Origin of the sequence: Actinosynnema sp. NPDC050436, assembly GCF_040655415.1 — a bacterium.
GTDB lineage: Bacteria > Actinomycetota > Actinomycetes > Mycobacteriales > Pseudonocardiaceae > Actinosynnema.
The window spans coordinates 231,775-247,318 of record NZ_JBFAJV010000001.1 but is presented as its reverse complement, the minus strand read 5'-3'; the positions used below and the strand labels follow the sequence as shown (position 1 = coordinate 247,318).

Below are 15,544 nucleotides of genomic sequence, written 5' to 3'. Positions count from 1 at the left end.
GTGCCTGTCGGAGTAGTCGAAGAACGCGGCGGCAAAGCGGTCGTGCTGCACCTGACCGGTGTGTTCGACGCCGCCCACGCGGACAGCACGGCCGCGCACCTCCACCGGGCGATCGCCGGGATGCCGCCGCCACCGCTCGTCGTGGTCGTCCTGAGCGGGCTCGACCTCCTCGCGGCAGCCGGGATCCACGTGCTGGGCCGGTTCGCGCGCTCCTGCGCGCAGCGCGGGGTGCGGGTGGCGGCCGTGCTGGACGGTGCCCTGCGCTCCGTCGTGGAGTTCGCGGTGCGGCGGTCGATGTTGGTGTTCGCCACGGTCGACGAGGCGCTGGCCGGCTGCGGTTGACGGTGTCCCGCGCCTGCGGTGTGGCCTGCGCACGGCGGGGTAGATCTACTGCATGACGCGGACAACGGTGGTGGTCGCCACGCGCAACCGGGTCGGTGGTCTCGTCCGCACCCTGGAGTCGGTGCGCCCGCTGGGTTTTCCGGTGGTCGTGGTGGACAACGGCTCGTCCGACGACACCGTGCCGCGCGTGCGCCGGGAGTTCCCCGAAGTGCGCGTGATCGCGTTGGAGCGCAACGCCGGCGCGGCAGCCCGCAACGCCGGGGTCCGCGCCGCCGACACGCCGTACGTGGCGTTCTGCGACGACGACTCGTGGTGGGCGGCCGACGCCCTCCCTCGCGCCGAGGCGCTGTTCGACGCCCATCCGAGGCTGGGACTGGTGGCCGCACGGGTGGTGGTCGAGCCCTCCGGCAGCCTCGACCCGGTCTGCGGGTCGATGGCGGTGTCGCCGCTGGGCACCGACCCCCGCCTTCCCGGTCCGTCAGTGCTGGGGTTCATCTGCTGCGGTGCGGTGGTGCGCCGCGACGCTTTCCTGGCCGTGGGCGGGTTCGCCCCGCTGCTGTTCTTCTGCGGCGAGGAGCGGCTGTTCTCCTGGGACCTGGCGGCGGCGGGGTTCGCGTGCTGCTACGTCGAGGACGTCAGGGCCCACCACCTGCCCTCCACCGCGCGCGGTCCGGCGGCGGCCCGGCACCGGGTCGAGCTGCGCAACGACCTGCTGACCACGTGGCTGCGCCGCCCACGCGCGGCGGCGTGGTCCGCCACGGCGGAACTGGTCGGGCGGGCGCTGGTCGACCGGGACGCCCGCGCGGCCCTGGGCGCGGCCCTGGTGCGGCTGCCGGCTGCGGTCCGGCAACGCCGCGTGCTGCCCCCGGACGTCGAACAGCAGGTCAGGGCGGTGTCGCGCGCTGACCCACCGGCCCGGCGGAGGACGAGCCGGCGCGCGGCGACCTGACCGGGCGCGGGGTCGTCACGCGGTGGTGGCCAGGGCCTCTTCGACGGTGTGGAACAGCGACAGGGCGTGGTCCAGCGCGGTGACCTCGATGGGGCGGATCACCCGGCGGTTCGAGTCCACCACGATGCGGACCACCCGGCCCCGGGCGCGCGCGTGCCCGACCACCGACACCAGGCCCGACAGGCCCGCCGCGTTGAGGAACGTGACCGCCGACAGGTCCAGCACGCACACCCCGCCGCCGGCGTCGTCCACCGCCGCGACGCCGGCGGTCCGCAGCTCCCGGGCGGTGACCGCGTCCACGTCGCCCAGCACCTCCACGACCGGCGTGCCGTCCGGGACGCGGCGGACGGTGCACGACAGCGCGCCGTCCGGTGGCGGCGAGAGCGCCTTCTGCACCGAGGTCATGACGGCTCCACCCCGGTCAGGTGCGGCGCGTCGTTGGTGAGGTGGTCGAGGGCGAACTCGGCCCACACCGTCTTGTGGTCCTCGTGCGCGTCCACGCCCCACGCCGTGGCCAAATTCTCCACCAGGCGCAGGCCCCGGCCGCCGTCCTCGTCCGGCGGGCGCTTGTGCGGGAGGTCCGGCGAGCAGTCGTCGACCTCGACGCGCAGCCGCCGGCCCGGGTCGAGGATCGCCCGGAAGGTGCACGGCGGCACCCCGTGCTGCCGCGCGTTGCCGACCAGCTCGTCCGCCGCGAGGACGGCGTCGTCGGCGAGCACGCCCTCGTGCCCGCCGAGCAGTTCGCCCACCAGCGCCCGGACCGCGCGGTCCGGCGTGTCGGCGAGATCGCGGGTGACTTCCCGCTGCCCGGTGTCCTGACCAGTTGACTTGCGCTGCTGCGAGGACATCGACCACTCCCTGTCCAGTCGTGTTCCGACTCGAATCGAGATGCGGCTACCCGATTGCCGCGCCGCGCAATCCCACCCGGCAGGTGACGGGTGGGCGGCGGCGCGGGGGGAGGTCCTGCGCGGGCAAGAACGGGGTGGCGCTCAGAGGCTGTCGCGCAGCGGGACGGTCACCTGCTTCAGCCAGGTGCCGGTGGTGAAGTCCCGCGCCTTGATCACCACGGCCCGGGGGTGCACCTCGACCTGGAGGCCCTGGTTGAAGCTGCCACCGAGCGAGGACTCGCCACCCTTGCCGTCGTCCACCCAGCCGGTCTGCACGGCACCGGTGTTGACCACCGTGAAGCCTTCGAGGTTGCCGGTGCCCGGGACGACCCGGCGCACCACCCAGTCGGACAGGGTCAGGTCCCAGTGGGTGTGGCCGGAGAACAGGAACACGTCCCGGTACTTGCCGAGCACCCCGAGCAGGCGGTCGGCCTGGAGGTAGTCGTTGAGGTAGAGCTTGTTGTGGGTGCCGGACACGGTGTTGGGCAGCGGGTGGTGGGTCAACACCACCACCGGCTTGCGCCACCGGTCCCAGTGCGCGAGCCGCTGCTCCAGCCAGGTGAACTGCTGGTCGCTGAGCCACACCTCGTCCCAGAGCTTCGGGTCGTGGTATCGGGCGTAGCGCTCGGTGCCCAGCGTCAGCACCGGCACCCCGCCGAACGAGGTCTCCGAGTAGACCGTGTTGCGCCCGGCGAAGTTGTAGAAGCTGCGGAACAGGGAGTCCTCGGTGGTCCCGTTGGGCCAGGTCTCCTGGGCCAGGGTGTCGGGGTCGCGCCACTTCGGCACGTAGAACTCGTGGTTGCCGATGGCCCACGCGACGGTGCGCGGGTGTGGGTGCTTGTCCAGCACGGCCCGCACCTGGGCGTACTCGAAGTCGTAGCCGCGCGGGGTGATGTCCCCGGCGATGCCGAGGCCGGCGCTGCGGGGGTTGGTGGCCTTGATGTCGTCCAGGGCCTTGCCGAAGTCGGCCAGGTCGCCCTGGATGTCGCTGATGATGTTGAACCGCACGGCCGGGCCGATCGGGTCCCGGCCGCCGGTGGCCTGGGCCGGGGTGGACAGGGCGGTGGTCGCGGCGACCGCGCCACCCGTGGCCAGCATGAACGACCTGCGATCCATCGGACACCCACATTCAGCCTGGTCGGAACGAACGGGCCGAACGTAGGACGTCTGCGGTGCCCGCCGGTGGCGGTGCGCCGGCCTGGACGTGTACGCGAGGGTAACTCCAGTTTCCGGCCGGCCCGCCCGACCGGGCGCTGCCGTCCCGGGTCGGGTGGCACGAGGTAGATTCGCCCCAGCGGCTGGTCGGGCGAAGCTGTCGTCGTGCCGGTCGGGAGGGGTGGCCGGTGGTCGGGCAGTCCGGCGTTCAGCAGCGTAGGGCCGGGATCGCCGGTCACCCCTCCACCCGCGACGGGCGGGGGTTGCGACGAGAGGACCACATGCCCGACATGCCGCCGTCCGCGTTGGACTGGGCCGCCGACAAGACCCGGTTCGCCGCCGACCGGCTGTCCCGCGACCACGGCTTCCCGCTGGGTCCGCTGGCCCAGCAGTTCGCCACCCTCACCTACTCGCTGCTCGACGCCGAGACGGTCGCCGGGGTGCTCGACCAGGTGGTGGGCGCTGCGCTGCGGCTGGTGCCCGGCGCGGAACTGGTGTCGATCACGCTGCGGGCGCCGGACGGGCGGTTCCACACCCCCGTGCACACCGACGCCGTCGCGGCCGAGCTGGACCAGGTGCAGTACGACCTGGGGGAGGGGCCGTGCCTGGACGCGGCCATGGCGTCGGGGCCTGCGGTCGCCGTGAGCCAGGACCTGGCGGTGGAGCCCGAGTGGCCCCGGTTCGGCCCGGCCGCCGCGCAGCGGGGCGTGGGCGCGGTGCTGTCCACGGCGCTCCTGCCCGACGCCGAGCCGCCCCGCCTGTCCGGCGCGCTGAACGTCTACTCCCGCACCCCGCACGGCCTGGACGAAGCCGACCAGGCCGTGACGCTGCTGCTGGCCACCCACGCGTCCCTGGCCCTGGCGCACACGCAGGCCATCGAGGCGGCGCAGCTCGAAGTCAGCCAGCTTCGCCGGGCGGTCGACTCCCGGGACGTGATCGGGCAGGCCAAGGGCGTCCTGATGGGGCGTCGGGGGATGAGCGCCGACGACGCGTTCGACCTGCTCCGGCGCACCTCGCAGACCCTCAACGTGAAGCTGGTCGAACTCGCGGAGACCGTCGCCGGGCATCACGCCGAGCTGAACCTCCCCGACGAACCGGACCGGTGACCGCGCGTCACCGGCCCCGCTGCTCCGGGCCGGGGTAGCGACCGCGCGAGCGCTCCCCGGCCGTGGCCGCCACGGCGAGCAGCACCATCCCGGCTCCCAGCGCGAAGTGCAGCCAGTTGTCCGCCGCGTTGACCGGCAGCGGCCCGCCGTCGTGGATGACCGACCCGTACACCCACAGCAGCAGGTACACGAAGCCGCCCGCCATCAGGAACAGCCGCGACCCGCCCCGTGCCCGGGACGCGAGCACCCCCGCGACGCCGAACAGCAGGTGCACGCAGTTGTGCAGCACCGACACCGCGAACACGCCGAACAGCAGCGCGCGCGAATGGCCGGCGGCCCCGATGTCGCCTTGCGTCACCCCCGGGATGAAGCCCAGCACCCCCACCAGCAGGAACACCGCACCCACCACCAGCGCCGCCACCTGGACAGGTGTCCGCGTGGTCCCCGTAGCCGTCGTCATGGCACCTCCCAGCCGGTCGGGCACGACCCGGCGAACCACCCGCCGTCGTGCCGCAGTCCACGTCGACTACCCCGTGCGGAGCGGATCACTCGCCCTCCGGCACCACACCCCTCCCGCGATCGGCGGACGGGCCGCTGCGCCCCTCGTGCTTGACACCGGGCCGCGCGGGTATCCGGAGCCCATGACAGCGACCCCTCCCGACCCAGACCCGGCCCGCACGCCCGGCCTCGAACCGGGTGGCGGCGTCACGCCCGGTGACACGCCGCCCGACTCCGGTCAGACGTCGGGGCTGTCGCACCCCCAGCCCATGCCGTCCCGGAAGCCGCAGGTCGTGGTGCTCGTGGCGGTGCTGATCGTGACCGTGCTGGCCCTCGCGTTCATCGTTGCCGAGATCCTGGGGTGGACGAAGCTGTTCTGACCACCCCGCCCGGTTTTCGCGCGGGGTCGCCGGGTACTCAGGGGGACCAGGTCGGCGTCGGATGGTGGGAGCCCGCGATGCTCAGCCGTGACGAGAAGCGCAGGCTCGCCGAGATCGAACGGGGCCTCACCGAGTCCGACCCCGCCTTCGCCGAGGTGCTGCGGACCGGCCGGCGACCGTCGCGGGCGAGGGCCGCGGCGGTTCGCGCCGGGTGGTTCCTCGGCGCGCTGCTGCTGGTGCTGGGCCTGGTGACGGTCACGTTCTCGCTGGTCTTCTGGAGCGTCGTCGCGTTCGCCTGCACGGTCGGCGCGCACGTGTCCCACAAGGAGCGCGCGAGCCGGGAATGACCACCCGGCGCGGCGTGCGCCGCCACCGAACGTGCGGGAACCCCGCGAGGCCCATACGGTCGAGGTGATCGCACGACGGAGGTGGACGTGGACCGGTGGCAGTACGCGGCCCTGATGGCGCTGTGCCTGGTGGTGACCGTGCCGCTCGAACCGCTGGGTGCCGGGGTGTACCGGCACGGCGCGGGCGCGCTCGCCCGCACGCTGTTCCCCGTGGTCCTGGTGTTCGGCGCCTGGGACCTGGTGGCGATCGCCCGGGGTCACTGGACGTTCGGGTCGGAGTTCATCACCGGCGTGTTCCTGCCCGGCGGGGTGCCGGTGGAGGAACTGCTGTTCTTCCTCGTGATCCCGCTGTGCGCGCTGTCCACCTACGAGGCGGTGACCGGCGTGCTCCGGCGCGTGGCGGTGGGGAGCGTGCGTGCCTGAGTACCTGCTGGCGGCGTCGTTGTCGGTGGTGGTCGTGGTCGTGCTGGAAGCGGCGGTGCTGCGCACCGGGCTGTTCCGCAAGCCCGCCTACTGGTTCGCGCTCGCCGTCGTCCTCGCCTTCCAGGTCCCGGTCGACGGCTGGCTCACCAAGCTGGACGCCCCCGTCGTGCTCTACGCGGACTGGGCGATCAGCGGGCTCCGGGTGCCGTGGGACATCCCCGTCGAGGACTTCCTGTTCGGGTTCTCGATGGTCACGTTGACTTTGTTGCTGTGGGAGCGCCGCAAGGAGGCCGTGCGATGACGACGGTGACGCCCGGAACGGTGCCGGGCGCGTTCGACGCCGGAGCGCCCGGCTACGACCTGCTGGTCGGCCTGAACCCCGGCTACCACGCGGCGCTGCGCGCGGCGGCCCGCGCGCTGCGGCTGCCGGATCGGGGACGGGGCGCGCGGGTGCTGGACCTGGGTTGCGGCACGGGCGCGTCCACGGCCGCGCTGCTGGAGGCCGCGCCCGAAGCCGAGGTGGTCGCCGTCGACGCGTCGGCCGGGATGCTCGCCGCCGCGCGCCGCAAGCGGTGGCCGGCACGCGTCGAGTTCGTCCACTCGCGCGCCGAGGACCTGGCCGCCGCCGGCGTCACCGGGCCGTTCGACGCGGTGTTCGCCGCCTACCTGGTGCGCAACCTGCCCGACCCGGACCCGGTGCTGCGGCACGTCCGGGACCTGCTCGCCCCTGGAGCGCCCTTCGTGGCGCACGACTACTCGATAGCGAACTCGGCGCTGCGCCGGGCGATCTGGACGGCGGTGTGCTGGTCGGTGGTGATCCCGGCCGGCTGGGCGGTGACCCGCGACCGCAGCCTCTACACCTACCTGTGGCGCAGCGCGCTGGACTTCGACGACGCCGACGCGTTCCGCGACCGGTTGCGCCGCAACGGCTTCACCGGTGTGCGCCGGGGGAGTGCGGGCGGCTGGCAGCGCGGCATCACGCACACGTTCCTCGGTCGCGCGCCGGAGTCCCGGTGAGGGGACGCGACCGGCGGGCGGTGCGGATCGACCCGTCGCCCGGTGAGCCGTCCGGCGACGGGACGAAGGTGGTCGCGGTCGTCGGCGGCGGCGTGGCGGGCCTGGCGGCGGCGACCGCGCTGGCCGAACGCGGCGTGCGGGTCGTGCTGCACGAGCGCGAGGAGCACCTCGGCGGACGGGTGGGCGGCTGGCCGACCCGCCTGGCCGACGGCAGCCGGGTCACGATGACCCGGGGCTTCCACGCGTTCTTCCGCCAGTACTACAACCTGCGCGCGCTCATCGCCCGCGTCGACCCCGCCGGCACGGCCCTGGTCGGCTTGCCGGACTACCCGCTGTGGCACGCAGGCGGCCACCGCGAGGGGTTCGCCGGGCTGCCCCGCGCGGTGCCGTGGAACGCCCTGGCGTTCCTCAACCGCAGCCCCACGTTCGCGTGGCGCGACCTGCCCGACGTGGACGCCCGCGCCGCGCTGCCGATGCTGGACGTCGCGGTGCCCGACACCTACGACCAGCTCGACCACCTCGACGCCGCGACCTACCTGGAGCACGTCCGGTTCCCGAAGCCCGCGCACGCGCTGGCGTTCGAGGTGTTCTCGCGCAGCTTCTTCGCCCACCCCGGCCGGATGTCGGCGGCCGAGCTGGTGACCATGTTCCACATCTACTTCCTCGGCTCGTCCGAGGGCCTGCTGTTCGACGTCGCCGCCGACCCGTTCCCGCACGGCCTGTGGCAGCCCCTCGCCCGGCGGCTCGCGGACCTGGGCGCCACCGTGCGCACGGGTTCCCCGGTCGAGGCCGTGTCGCGCGGCGGGTCGCGGCGGTTCGTGGTGCACGCGTCCGACGACGTGGAGGTCGACGCGGTCGTGCTCGCGGCCGAGGTGCCCGGCCTGCGCGCGGTGGTGGCGGCGTCGCCGGACCTCGGCACCCCGCAGTGGCGGGAGTCGATCGCCGCCCTGGAGACCGCGCCGCCGTTCCTGGTGTCGCGCTACTGGTTCGACCGCCCGGTCCGCGCCGACCGTCCGGGGTTCCTCGGCACCAGCGGCTACGGCGCGCTGGACAACATCTCGGTGCTCGACCACTACGAGCACGAGGCCAGGGCGTGGGCCGCCCGGACCGGTGGCTCGGTGGTGGAGCTGCACGGCTACGCGCTGTCCGACGTGGACGGTGCGGAGAAGCGGCTGCTGGGCCACCTGCACGAGGTGTACCCGGAGACGCGCGGCGCGGGGATCGTCGACGAGCGCCACGAGCTGCGCGCCGACTGCCCGCTGTTCCCGCCCGGCGGCTGGCGCACCCGGCCGACCGTCGTCACCCCGGAAGCCGGCCTGGTGCTGGCGGGCGACCTGGTCCGCGTGGACCTGCCGGTGGCCCTGATGGAACGAGCCGCGACGACCGGCTTCACCGCCGCCAACCACCTGCTGGGCCGGTGGGGCGTGCGGGGGACTCCGCTGTGGAGCGTGCCGACGAGGGGACGCGGCGTCCTCCTGCGCGCCGTGGCCCGCAAGTGGGGCCGCCAACCGGTCCAGCCGTTGGCGTAGCGCTTCCTCCGGCGCGGGTGGTCAGGGGAGGGTGACTTCCTTGTGCCGCAGCGCGTACCGGCGTTCGGCGTAGGCGAGGTCGTCCCGCCACAGCCGTGCCGCCGCCCACCTCATCAGCGGGCGGATCACCGGGGCGGCCGGGCGGGCCAGCGCGAAGCCCCGGCGTGCCGAGTGGGCCACCGTCGCCTCGATCACCGCCGTGCGCGGTGCGCCGTCCGGGCCGGTGCCCAGCGGGGTGGCGTGGGTCTCCACCACGCTGCCCTCTCCCTCGCCCGACACGATGTGCATCACCACCGTGCGCGGCTCCGGGCAGGTGAACGCCGCCACCACCGGCACGCCGACCCGGCCCGCGACCTTGAACGTCACCTCGACCAGGAAGCGGTCCTCGTCGTCGGTCGGCGTGTCCACCACCCGCAGGTTGGCGAACGAGTACGGGTGGAACCACGCCCCGTGCCACGGGTCCAGCCGGTTCGCCACCACGTCCTCGGGCTCGCACCGGCCGATCACCGTGGTGACCGCGTCGATCGCGCCGCGCGGCGGGCGCAGGGGCAGGACCGGCGCGGGCAGCGGTTCCTCGCCGCCCACGTCGTCCAGCCGCACCCACGCCAGCACGCCGTCGTCGTGCGCCGGGTAGGGGCACCAGGCCCCGAACTTCTTGCCGCCCAACGCCAAGCCGTGCCAGCGGCACACCACCTGGCCCTGGTGCACAGCGCCGTCGCGCAGCGGGGCCCCGAGGTGCGGGCACACGCCCGGCCCGGCCCGCAGGCCGCCGTCCGGGCCGCGCCACAGCACGACCTCGCGCCCGGCGACCACCCGGCCGAACGGCCGGTCGTCGGGCACCTCGCGGCTCGCGCACACCGTGAACCAGTTGCCCGAGGGGCGGGCGGTCGCACGGGTCAGCGCGGCGTCGATCACCCCCGGCGCGGCGGCCCGCCAGGTCGGTTCCTGCTCGGGCCACGGGCGGCTGCGGAACAGCCGCAGCGGGAGGTTCGGCACGTGTTCTCCCCGGAACGTGTCGGGATCGGCACCCGCCGGTGCGGAACCGGCGGATCGGCGCGGATCGGGTCGGCGGTTCGGTTCGGGTCGGTTCGGTGGGTCGGGTGGGGTCAGCGGGCGAGGGCGGCTCGGGCGAGGGCGGGCAGCGCCACCACCAGCCGGCGGCCCTGCGAGACCACCACCCGGCGGGTCAGCACGTCGTACTCGGCGCGCTCCACGAGGTCCAGGATCCGGCCGTACAGGCGGAAAGCCGTCGCCACGCACGGCCGCGAGCGCGGGTCGAGCACCGCCAGCCCCGGCGCGGCGTCGTCGTAGGCGCGGCGGGCCCGCCGCACCTGCTCCGCCACCGCGGCCCGGACGCGCGGGTCGGCCCGCCCGGTCCGGCGCGACCAGGCGAGCAGCTCGCGGTCCACACCGCACGCCGCCAGCTCGTCCGCCGGCAGGTACACCCGGCCCCGGTCGAGGTCCTCGCCGACGTCCCGCAGGAAGTTCGTGAGCTGGAACGCGACGCCCAGCGCCGCCGCCGCCGGTTCGGCCTCGGCGCGCGGCACGGTCGTGCCCAGCACCGGCAGCACCTGCAACCCGATCACCGCCGCCGAACCGTGCACGTACACCGCGAGGTCGTCCCACGTCGGGTAGTCGGTGACCGTCAGGTCCATCCGCATGGAGACCATGAAGTCGGCGAAGTGCGCGGGCGGGATCTCGTACTTCCGCGCGGTGTCCAGCAACGCCGAGATCACCGGGTCGTCGCTCGCACCGGAGGCCAGGCCGTCCGCCAGCCGCTGCTCCACCACCGCCAGCTCGCGGTCGCGCTCGGCCGGGGTGCGGCCGTCGTGCACCTCGTCCACGATGTCGTCCACCCACCGGGCGAACCCGTACAGCGCGTGCACCGCCGGCCGCCGGTCGGCCGGCAGCAGCCGGGTCGCCAGGTAGAACGTCCGGCCGTGCTCGGCGTTGAGCGCCCGGCAGTGCCGGTAGGCAGCGCGCAGCCCCGGCGCGGTGATCTTCGCCGCGTCGAGCTCTCGATCCGCAGACATCAGGGTTCGACTCCTCGTCCTCGGGCACCCGGGACCCACGCTAGATCCACGCAGACCCGCTCGCACGGCAGGCGCTCGTCGTGCGGGAGCCGGGCAGGGCTGATGTGGTTGGCGGGGACACCCCACTCTGCGAGGAGGCCGCATGTCGCTCACCGCCGTCGTGCCGATAGTGGACGACGACCTGCCTCGCCGCCTCGGGGAGGCGCTGGACGAGTACCTGGCGCTGCGCCGGGACGTCGACCTGGCACCGGAACTGGTCGACGCGCTCAGCGACCTCGTGCTGCGCGGGGGCAAGCGGCTGCGGCCCACGTTCGCGTGGTGGGGCTGGCGCGCGGCGGGCGGCGCGGCCCTGGGACCCGACGCCGACGCGGTGGTGCGCGCCCTGGTCTCGCTGGAACTGCTGCAGGGCTGCGCGCTCGTGCACGACGACGTCATGGACCGCTCCGCCACGCGGCGGGGCAGGCCCACGGCGCACCACGCGTTCGCCGCGCGCCACCGCCGTGAGCGCTGGGCCGGCGACGCCGCCCACTACGGCGACTGCGCCGCGATCCTGATCGGCGACCTGGCCCTGGTGTGGGCGGACGACGCCCTGGTCACCGCCGGGTTGCCGGGGCCCGCGCTGGCCCGCGCGTGGCGGCCGTGGCAGGCGATGCGGGCGGAGATGATGGCGGGCCAGCACCTCGACCTGCTCGGCGGCGCGCAGCGCAGCGAGTCGGTCGAGGCGGGCCTGCGGGTGGCCCGGCTGAAGACCGCCGCCTACACCGTCGAACGACCGCTGCACCTGGGCGCGGCGGTGGCCGACGCGCCGCCGGACCTGGTCGGGTGCCTGCGCTCCTACGGCCGTGACGTCGGGGTGGCGTTCCAGCTCCGCGACGACCTGCTGGGCGTGTTCGGCGACCCGGAGCTGACCGGCAAACCCGTGGGCGAGGACCTGCGCGAGGGCAAGCGGACCCCGCTCATGGCGACCGCGCTCGACCTGGCCCGCGCCGCCGGCCGCACCGACGCCGTCCGGGCGCTGCGCCACTGCCTGGAGGGCGGCGCCTGTGACGAGCACCTGGCCGAGGTCCGGGCGCTGCTGGTGGAGCTGGGCGCGGTCGCCGCGATCGAGGAGCGCATCGCGGCGCTCACCGCCTCGGGGCTGCGCGCGCTCGACGACGGCGACCTGCTCCCGGCCGCCCGCGACCACCTGGTCGGCCTGGCGGAGCGCGCGACGGCGAGGAAGCGGTGAACCCCGGCACGGGCAGCGGCCCGCGTGACGGGGCACACGCCGCCGCCGGCCGGTCCGCGGGCGGTGGGGTGGTTGCTGCGAGCCGGCGGTCCACGGGCGGCGACCGGGATGGCGCGGCGCACTCCGCCGTACGCCGGCCAGAGGCGCCCGCCGCGCACCGGTCTGCGGCCTCCGTTGCGAGGAAGCGGTGAGCCCCGGGCCGGTCGTGGTGGTGGGTGCGGGGTTGGCGGGGCTGTCCGCCGCGCTGCACCTGCGCGGTGACGGGCACGACGTCGTCGTGGTCGAGCAGGCGGCCCACCCCGGCGGGCTGATGGGCAGGCTGGACCTCGACGGGCACCGCGTCGACACCGGGCCGACCGTGCTGACCATGCCCGACCTCGTGGAAGAGGCGCTCGGGGCCGTGGGAGAGCGCCTGGCCGACCGGCTGGAGCTGCTGCCGCTCGGGCCCGCGTACCGCGCGGCGTTCGCCGACGGGAGCGCGATCGACGTGCACACCGACGCCGCCGCGATGGAGCAGGCCGTGCGCGAGTTCGCGGGCGGTGCCGACGCCGACGGGTACCGGCGGCTGCGGGCGTGGCTGACCCGGTTGTACGAGGTGCAGCGGGACCGGTTCATCGGCGCGAACTTCGACTCGCCGCTGGACCTCGTCGGCCGCGACCTCGCGGTGCTGGCCGGGCTCGGCGGGTTCGGCTCGCTGTCCGGCGCGGTGGGGCGGTTCCTGCGGGACCCGCGCTTGCAGCGGGTGTTCACGTTCCAGGCGCTCTACGCGGGGGTCGCGCCGCAGGACGCCCTGGCCGCCTACGCCGTCATCGCGTACATGGACACCGTGGCGGGCGTGTGGTTCCCGCGCGGCGGGATGCGGCAGGTACCCGCCGCCCTGGCGGACGCCGCGCGCGCCGCCGGCGTCGGGTTCCGCTACGGCACCGAGGTGCTCGCACTGGAGCGGACCGGGGACCGGGTCACGGCGGTGCGGGTCGAGGGCGACCGGATCCCGTGCCGGGCGGTCGTGCTGGCGACCGGACCGGCGCAGACCACCCGCCTGCTGCGCGGCCGGCCCCGGCGCACGCTGCGGTGGTCGCCCTCGGCGGTGGTCGCGCACCTGAGCGCCCGGCGGGTCGTGGACGGGCTCGCGCACCACACCATCTCGTTCGGCGAAGCGTGGGAGACCACGTTCGACGAGATCATCACCCGGGGCGAGCTGATGTCGGACCCGTCCCTGCTGCTCACCACCCCGACCCGGACCGACCCGGCCCTGGCCCCGCCGGGCCGCGAGCTGCACTACCTGCTGGCACCGTGCCCGAACCTCGACCGCAAGCCGCTGCGCTGGGACCTGCACGGCTCCCGCTACGCGGACGGGCTGGTGGACACCCTGGTGCGGCGCGGGCTGATCACCTCCGGCGACGACGTGACCCGGCTCGCGCTCACCACCCCCGACGACTGGGCCGCCGGGGGACAGGCGGCGGGCACCCCGTTCTCGGCCGCCCACACGTTCGGGCAGACCGGCCCGTTCCGCCCGCGCAACCTGCCCTTCCGGCGCGGCAACGTGGTCCTGGCCGGCAGCGGGACCACCCCGGGCGTCGGCATCCCGCCGGTGCTCATCTCCGGCCGGTTGGCCGCCCACCGCCTGCGCGACCACTTCGCGCCGGCAGCGGCTCGCCGGTGAACGCACCGCCGCCGGCTCACCGATCGCCCCCACCCCGCCCGCCACCGGTCCGCCGGTGGCTTCCACCCCGCCGGCGCCGGTCCGCCGGTCGGCGTTCACGCCGCCGTCAGCGGACCGCCGCATGGAACGCCGGCGGGGCGGGCACCCCGCCGGGAGAACCCGCACTCCCGGGAGGTGCCGTGCCCGTCCACGTCGCAGACCTGCGCCGACTGCTCGACTCCGACCTGCCCGACGCCGCGCTCGTGCTGGTGGCCGACCGCTTGGAGGTCGTGATGCAGGAAGACCTCGACGCGGACCGGTACCGGGGCGCGACGCTCGTCGTGTCGCGCGACGAACTCCTGTGCCGGACCGGCGGCCTGCCCGTCACCGAGGACCGCCTCGCCCAGACCGCCCAGGTGCTCTCCGGCGCGCTCGACCGCACCCCGGGCTGACCCGCTCCGCGCTCGTGCCGGTCAGGGCTCGTGCCGGTCAGCGCCAGCCGAGGGCCGGGGCCACGTGCGTGAGGATGCTCTCCAGCACGTGCGCGTTGTAGTCGACGCCGAGCTGGTTCGGCACGGTCAGCAGCAGGGTGTCGGCCTCCGCGATCGCCTCGTCCTCGGCCAGTTGCTCGACCAGGACGTCGGGTTCGGCGGCGTAGGTGCGGCCGAAGACAGCCCTGGTGTCGGCGTCGATGTAGCCGATCTTGTCGGTGCTGCCGCCGTCGTGGCCGAAGTAGGCGCGGTCCAGGTCCGAGGTCAGCGCGAAGATGCTGCGGGACACCGAGACGCGCGGCTCGTGCGGCCACCCGGCTTCCGACCACGCCTTGCGGTAGGCCCTGATCTGCTCCGCCTGCTGGACGTGGAACGGTGCCCCGCCCTCGTCGTTCTTCAGCGTCGAGCTCATGAGGTGCATCCCGCGCCGGGCCGCCCAGACGGCGGTCGCGTTGGAGCCCGCGCCCCACCAGATCCGGTCGCGCAGGCCCGGCGAGTGCGGCTCGACGCGCAGCAGGCCCGGCGGGTTGGGGAACATCGGCCGGGGGTTGGGCTGGGCGAAGCCCTCGCCCTCCAGCAGGGTGAGCAGCACGTCGGTGTGCTTGCGCGCCATGTCGGCCTCCGTGTCGCCCTCGGCGGGCCGGTAGCCGAAGTGCCGCCAGCCGTCGACGACCTGCTCGGGCGACCCCCGGGACAGGCCGAGCTGGAGCCTGCCGCCGGAGATGAGGTCGGCGGAACCGGCGTCCTCGGCCATGTACATCGGGTTCTCGTAGCGCATGTCGATCACGCCGGTGCCGATCTCGATGCGGTCGGTCTTGGCGCCGATGGCGGCCAGCAGCGGGAACGGCGACGCGAGCTGCCTGGCGAAGTGGTGCACCCGGAAGAAGGCACCGTCCGCCCCGAGCTCCTCGGCGGCCACCGCGAGGTCGATGGACTGGGTCAAGGTGTCCCCGGCCGTCCTCGCCCGCGAGTGCGGGCTGTCCGACCAGTGCCCGAACGACAGGAATCCGATTTTCTTCACGTCCGGTGGAACAATCCGGAGCTTTGGTTGATTCCTCAACTACTGTGCCGGACGGCCCTCGCGGCCCGGTCGGGTGTGGTGAGCACGTCGGACAGGGTGCGCAGCGCGGACGGCAGCGCCCGGTAGTACACCCACGTGCCCCGGCGCTCGCCGTCGATGATCCCCGCCTCGCGCAGGACCTTCAGGTGGTGCGAGATCGTCGGGCCGGTCAGGTCGAAGGCGTCGGTCAGGTCGCACACGCACGCCTCCCCGCCGTCGTGCGAGGCGATCATCGACAGCAGGCGCAGGCGCACCGGGTCGGCCAGTGCCTTGAACATCCGCGCCAACCCGGTGGACTGCTCGGCGGTCAGCGGCTCGCGCACGAGCGGGGAGCAGCACGGCGGCCCCGCTGCGACCACCGGAAGCTGTTTCGACATGTATCTAGATTGACATCCATCGAATCAGGAGGTGACCGGAGCGGCGCCCTGATTAGACGTTCATCTATCCAAGGAGCACC

Annotated in this window: 20 protein-coding genes; 12 read left to right on the top strand and 8 right to left on the bottom strand. The window is 74.5% G+C overall.

What is annotated here, in order from left to right; translation table 11 throughout:
* The gene (locus AB0I60_RS01040; RefSeq protein WP_360724805.1) at positions 1 to 342 is read left to right on the top strand and encodes an STAS domain-containing protein; all 342 of its coding nucleotides are present in this window, start codon (positions 1 to 3) and stop codon (positions 340 to 342) included.
* A gap of 52 nt (positions 343 to 394) precedes the next feature.
* Entirely contained in the window at positions 395 to 1,291 is an 897-nt protein-coding gene (locus AB0I60_RS01035) for a glycosyltransferase (RefSeq protein WP_360724803.1), read from the top strand.
* A 15-nt stretch (positions 1,292 to 1,306) separates the two neighbouring features.
* Here AB0I60_RS01035 and AB0I60_RS01030 read toward each other — a convergent pair whose 3' ends face one another.
* From AB0I60_RS01030 to AB0I60_RS01020, 3 genes are all read right to left on the bottom strand, one after another.
* Positions 1,307 to 1,696 (bottom strand): STAS domain-containing protein, encoded by a 390-nt coding sequence (locus AB0I60_RS01030; protein ID WP_360724801.1) that lies wholly within the window; start codon positions 1,694 to 1,696, stop codon positions 1,307 to 1,309.
* Positions 1,693 to 2,139: an ATP-binding protein gene (locus AB0I60_RS01025; protein WP_360724799.1), complete on the bottom strand. Its 447-nt coding sequence runs from the start codon at positions 2,137 to 2,139 to the stop codon at positions 1,693 to 1,695. Before AB0I60_RS01025 ends, AB0I60_RS01030 begins: the two co-directional genes overlap by 4 nt.
* 141 nt (positions 2,140 to 2,280) lie before the next feature.
* A complete protein-coding gene (locus tag AB0I60_RS01020; RefSeq protein WP_360724797.1) occupies positions 2,281 to 3,294 on the bottom strand; it encodes a DUF4073 domain-containing protein in 1,014 nt (337 codons plus the stop codon).
* 320 nt (positions 3,295 to 3,614) lie between these two features.
* Here AB0I60_RS01020 and AB0I60_RS01015 point away from each other — a divergent pair, with 320 nt between their 5' ends.
* The gene (locus AB0I60_RS01015; protein ID WP_360724795.1) at positions 3,615 to 4,439 is read left to right on the top strand and encodes a GAF and ANTAR domain-containing protein; all 825 of its coding nucleotides are present in this window, start codon (positions 3,615 to 3,617) and stop codon (positions 4,437 to 4,439) included.
* 7 nt (positions 4,440 to 4,446) lie between these two features.
* On the opposite strand, the gene AB0I60_RS01010 is transcribed toward AB0I60_RS01015, so the two are convergent.
* On the bottom strand, positions 4,447 to 4,899 hold the full coding sequence (locus AB0I60_RS01010) for a DUF4383 domain-containing protein (protein WP_360724793.1): 453 nt from the start codon (positions 4,897 to 4,899) through the stop codon (positions 4,447 to 4,449).
* Between the two features lie 181 nt (positions 4,900 to 5,080).
* Between AB0I60_RS01010 and AB0I60_RS01005 the strand changes: the two genes are divergently transcribed.
* From AB0I60_RS01005 to AB0I60_RS00980, 6 genes are all read left to right on the top strand, one after another.
* Positions 5,081 to 5,317: a DUF6480 family protein gene (locus AB0I60_RS01005; RefSeq protein WP_360724791.1), complete on the top strand. Its 237-nt coding sequence runs from the start codon at positions 5,081 to 5,083 to the stop codon at positions 5,315 to 5,317.
* Between the two features lie 77 nt (positions 5,318 to 5,394).
* Positions 5,395 to 5,664 carry a DUF3040 domain-containing protein gene (locus tag AB0I60_RS01000; RefSeq protein ID WP_360724789.1) on the top strand — a complete coding sequence of 90 codons (270 nt, stop codon included), beginning with the start codon at positions 5,395 to 5,397 and terminating at the stop codon, positions 5,662 to 5,664.
* 87 nt (positions 5,665 to 5,751) lie between these two features.
* On the top strand, positions 5,752 to 6,087 hold the full coding sequence (locus AB0I60_RS00995) for a lycopene cyclase domain-containing protein (RefSeq protein ID WP_360724786.1): 336 nt from the start codon (positions 5,752 to 5,754) through the stop codon (positions 6,085 to 6,087).
* Positions 6,080 to 6,388: a lycopene cyclase domain-containing protein gene (locus AB0I60_RS00990; protein ID WP_360724784.1), complete on the top strand. Its 309-nt coding sequence runs from the start codon at positions 6,080 to 6,082 to the stop codon at positions 6,386 to 6,388. Before AB0I60_RS00995 ends, AB0I60_RS00990 begins: the two co-directional genes overlap by 8 nt.
* On the top strand, positions 6,385 to 7,104 hold the full coding sequence (locus tag AB0I60_RS00985; protein WP_360724782.1) for a class I SAM-dependent methyltransferase: 720 nt from the start codon (positions 6,385 to 6,387) through the stop codon (positions 7,102 to 7,104). Before AB0I60_RS00990 ends, AB0I60_RS00985 begins: the two co-directional genes overlap by 4 nt.
* A complete protein-coding gene (locus AB0I60_RS00980; RefSeq protein WP_360724780.1) occupies positions 7,101 to 8,633 on the top strand; it encodes an FAD-dependent oxidoreductase in 1,533 nt (510 codons plus the stop codon). Before AB0I60_RS00985 ends, AB0I60_RS00980 begins: the two co-directional genes overlap by 4 nt.
* A gap of 21 nt (positions 8,634 to 8,654) precedes the next feature.
* Here the strand turns inward: AB0I60_RS00980 and AB0I60_RS00975 are convergent, their stop codons facing one another.
* Both AB0I60_RS00975 and AB0I60_RS00970 read right to left on the bottom strand, forming a co-directional pair.
* Entirely contained in the window at positions 8,655 to 9,629 is a 975-nt protein-coding gene (locus AB0I60_RS00975; RefSeq protein ID WP_360724778.1) for a DUF5914 domain-containing protein, read from the bottom strand.
* 110 nt (positions 9,630 to 9,739) lie between these two features.
* On the bottom strand, positions 9,740 to 10,666 hold the full coding sequence (locus AB0I60_RS00970) for a phytoene/squalene synthase family protein (RefSeq protein WP_360724776.1): 927 nt from the start codon (positions 10,664 to 10,666) through the stop codon (positions 9,740 to 9,742).
* Between the two features lie 142 nt (positions 10,667 to 10,808).
* Between AB0I60_RS00970 and AB0I60_RS00965 the strand changes: the two genes are divergently transcribed.
* The 3 genes from AB0I60_RS00965 to AB0I60_RS00955 all read left to right on the top strand — a co-directional run bounded on the left by AB0I60_RS00965 (position 10,809) and on the right by AB0I60_RS00955 (position 13,988).
* Positions 10,809 to 11,894, top strand: a complete 1,086-nt coding sequence (locus AB0I60_RS00965; RefSeq protein ID WP_360724774.1) for a polyprenyl synthetase family protein — start codon at positions 10,809 to 10,811, stop codon at positions 11,892 to 11,894.
* Between the two features lie 187 nt (positions 11,895 to 12,081).
* Complete coding sequence (crtI, locus tag AB0I60_RS00960; RefSeq protein ID WP_360724772.1) at positions 12,082 to 13,557, top strand: phytoene desaturase family protein; 1,476 nt, start codon at positions 12,082 to 12,084, stop codon at positions 13,555 to 13,557.
* 179 nt (positions 13,558 to 13,736) lie between these two features.
* The gene (locus AB0I60_RS00955; RefSeq protein ID WP_360724770.1) at positions 13,737 to 13,988 is read left to right on the top strand and encodes a hypothetical protein; all 252 of its coding nucleotides are present in this window, start codon (positions 13,737 to 13,739) and stop codon (positions 13,986 to 13,988) included.
* A gap of 37 nt (positions 13,989 to 14,025) precedes the next feature.
* Here the strand turns inward: AB0I60_RS00955 and AB0I60_RS00950 are convergent, their stop codons facing one another.
* Entirely contained in the window at positions 14,026 to 15,048 is a 1,023-nt protein-coding gene (locus AB0I60_RS00950; protein ID WP_360724768.1) for an LLM class flavin-dependent oxidoreductase, read from the bottom strand.
* A 35-nt stretch (positions 15,049 to 15,083) separates the two neighbouring features.
* Positions 15,084 to 15,464, bottom strand: coding sequence for a metalloregulator ArsR/SmtB family transcription factor (locus AB0I60_RS00945; RefSeq protein ID WP_360724766.1), 381 nt, complete (start codon positions 15,462 to 15,464; stop codon positions 15,084 to 15,086).
* Positions 15,465 to 15,544 lie beyond the last annotated feature (80 nt).

What these genes read in the sequence shown, in the direction of transcription:
- AB0I60_RS01035 (WP_360724803.1), top strand. Translation starts at nt 395, where the DNA reads ATGACGCGGACAACGGTGGTGGTCGCCACGCGCAACCGGGTCGGTGGT.
- AB0I60_RS01030 (WP_360724801.1), bottom strand. Translation starts at nt 1,696, where the DNA reads ATGACCTCGGTGCAGAAGGCGCTCTCGCCGCCACCGGACGGCGCGCTG.
- AB0I60_RS01025 (WP_360724799.1), bottom strand. Translation starts at nt 2,139, where the DNA reads ATGTCCTCGCAGCAGCGCAAGTCAACTGGTCAGGACACCGGGCAGCGG.
- AB0I60_RS01020 (WP_360724797.1), bottom strand. Translation starts at nt 3,294, where the DNA reads ATGGATCGCAGGTCGTTCATGCTGGCCACGGGTGGCGCGGTCGCCGCG.
- AB0I60_RS01015 (WP_360724795.1), top strand. Translation starts at nt 3,615, where the DNA reads ATGCCCGACATGCCGCCGTCCGCGTTGGACTGGGCCGCCGACAAGACC.
- AB0I60_RS01010 (WP_360724793.1), bottom strand. Translation starts at nt 4,899, where the DNA reads ATGACGACGGCTACGGGGACCACGCGGACACCTGTCCAGGTGGCGGCG.
- AB0I60_RS01005 (WP_360724791.1), top strand. Translation starts at nt 5,081, where the DNA reads ATGACAGCGACCCCTCCCGACCCAGACCCGGCCCGCACGCCCGGCCTC.
- AB0I60_RS01000 (WP_360724789.1), top strand. Translation starts at nt 5,395, where the DNA reads ATGCTCAGCCGTGACGAGAAGCGCAGGCTCGCCGAGATCGAACGGGGC.
- AB0I60_RS00985 (WP_360724782.1), top strand. Translation starts at nt 6,385, where the DNA reads ATGACGACGGTGACGCCCGGAACGGTGCCGGGCGCGTTCGACGCCGGA.
- AB0I60_RS00970 (WP_360724776.1), bottom strand. Translation starts at nt 10,666, where the DNA reads ATGTCTGCGGATCGAGAGCTCGACGCGGCGAAGATCACCGCGCCGGGG.
- AB0I60_RS00965 (WP_360724774.1), top strand. Translation starts at nt 10,809, where the DNA reads ATGTCGCTCACCGCCGTCGTGCCGATAGTGGACGACGACCTGCCTCGC.
- AB0I60_RS00945 (WP_360724766.1), bottom strand. Translation starts at nt 15,464, where the DNA reads ATGTCGAAACAGCTTCCGGTGGTCGCAGCGGGGCCGCCGTGCTGCTCC.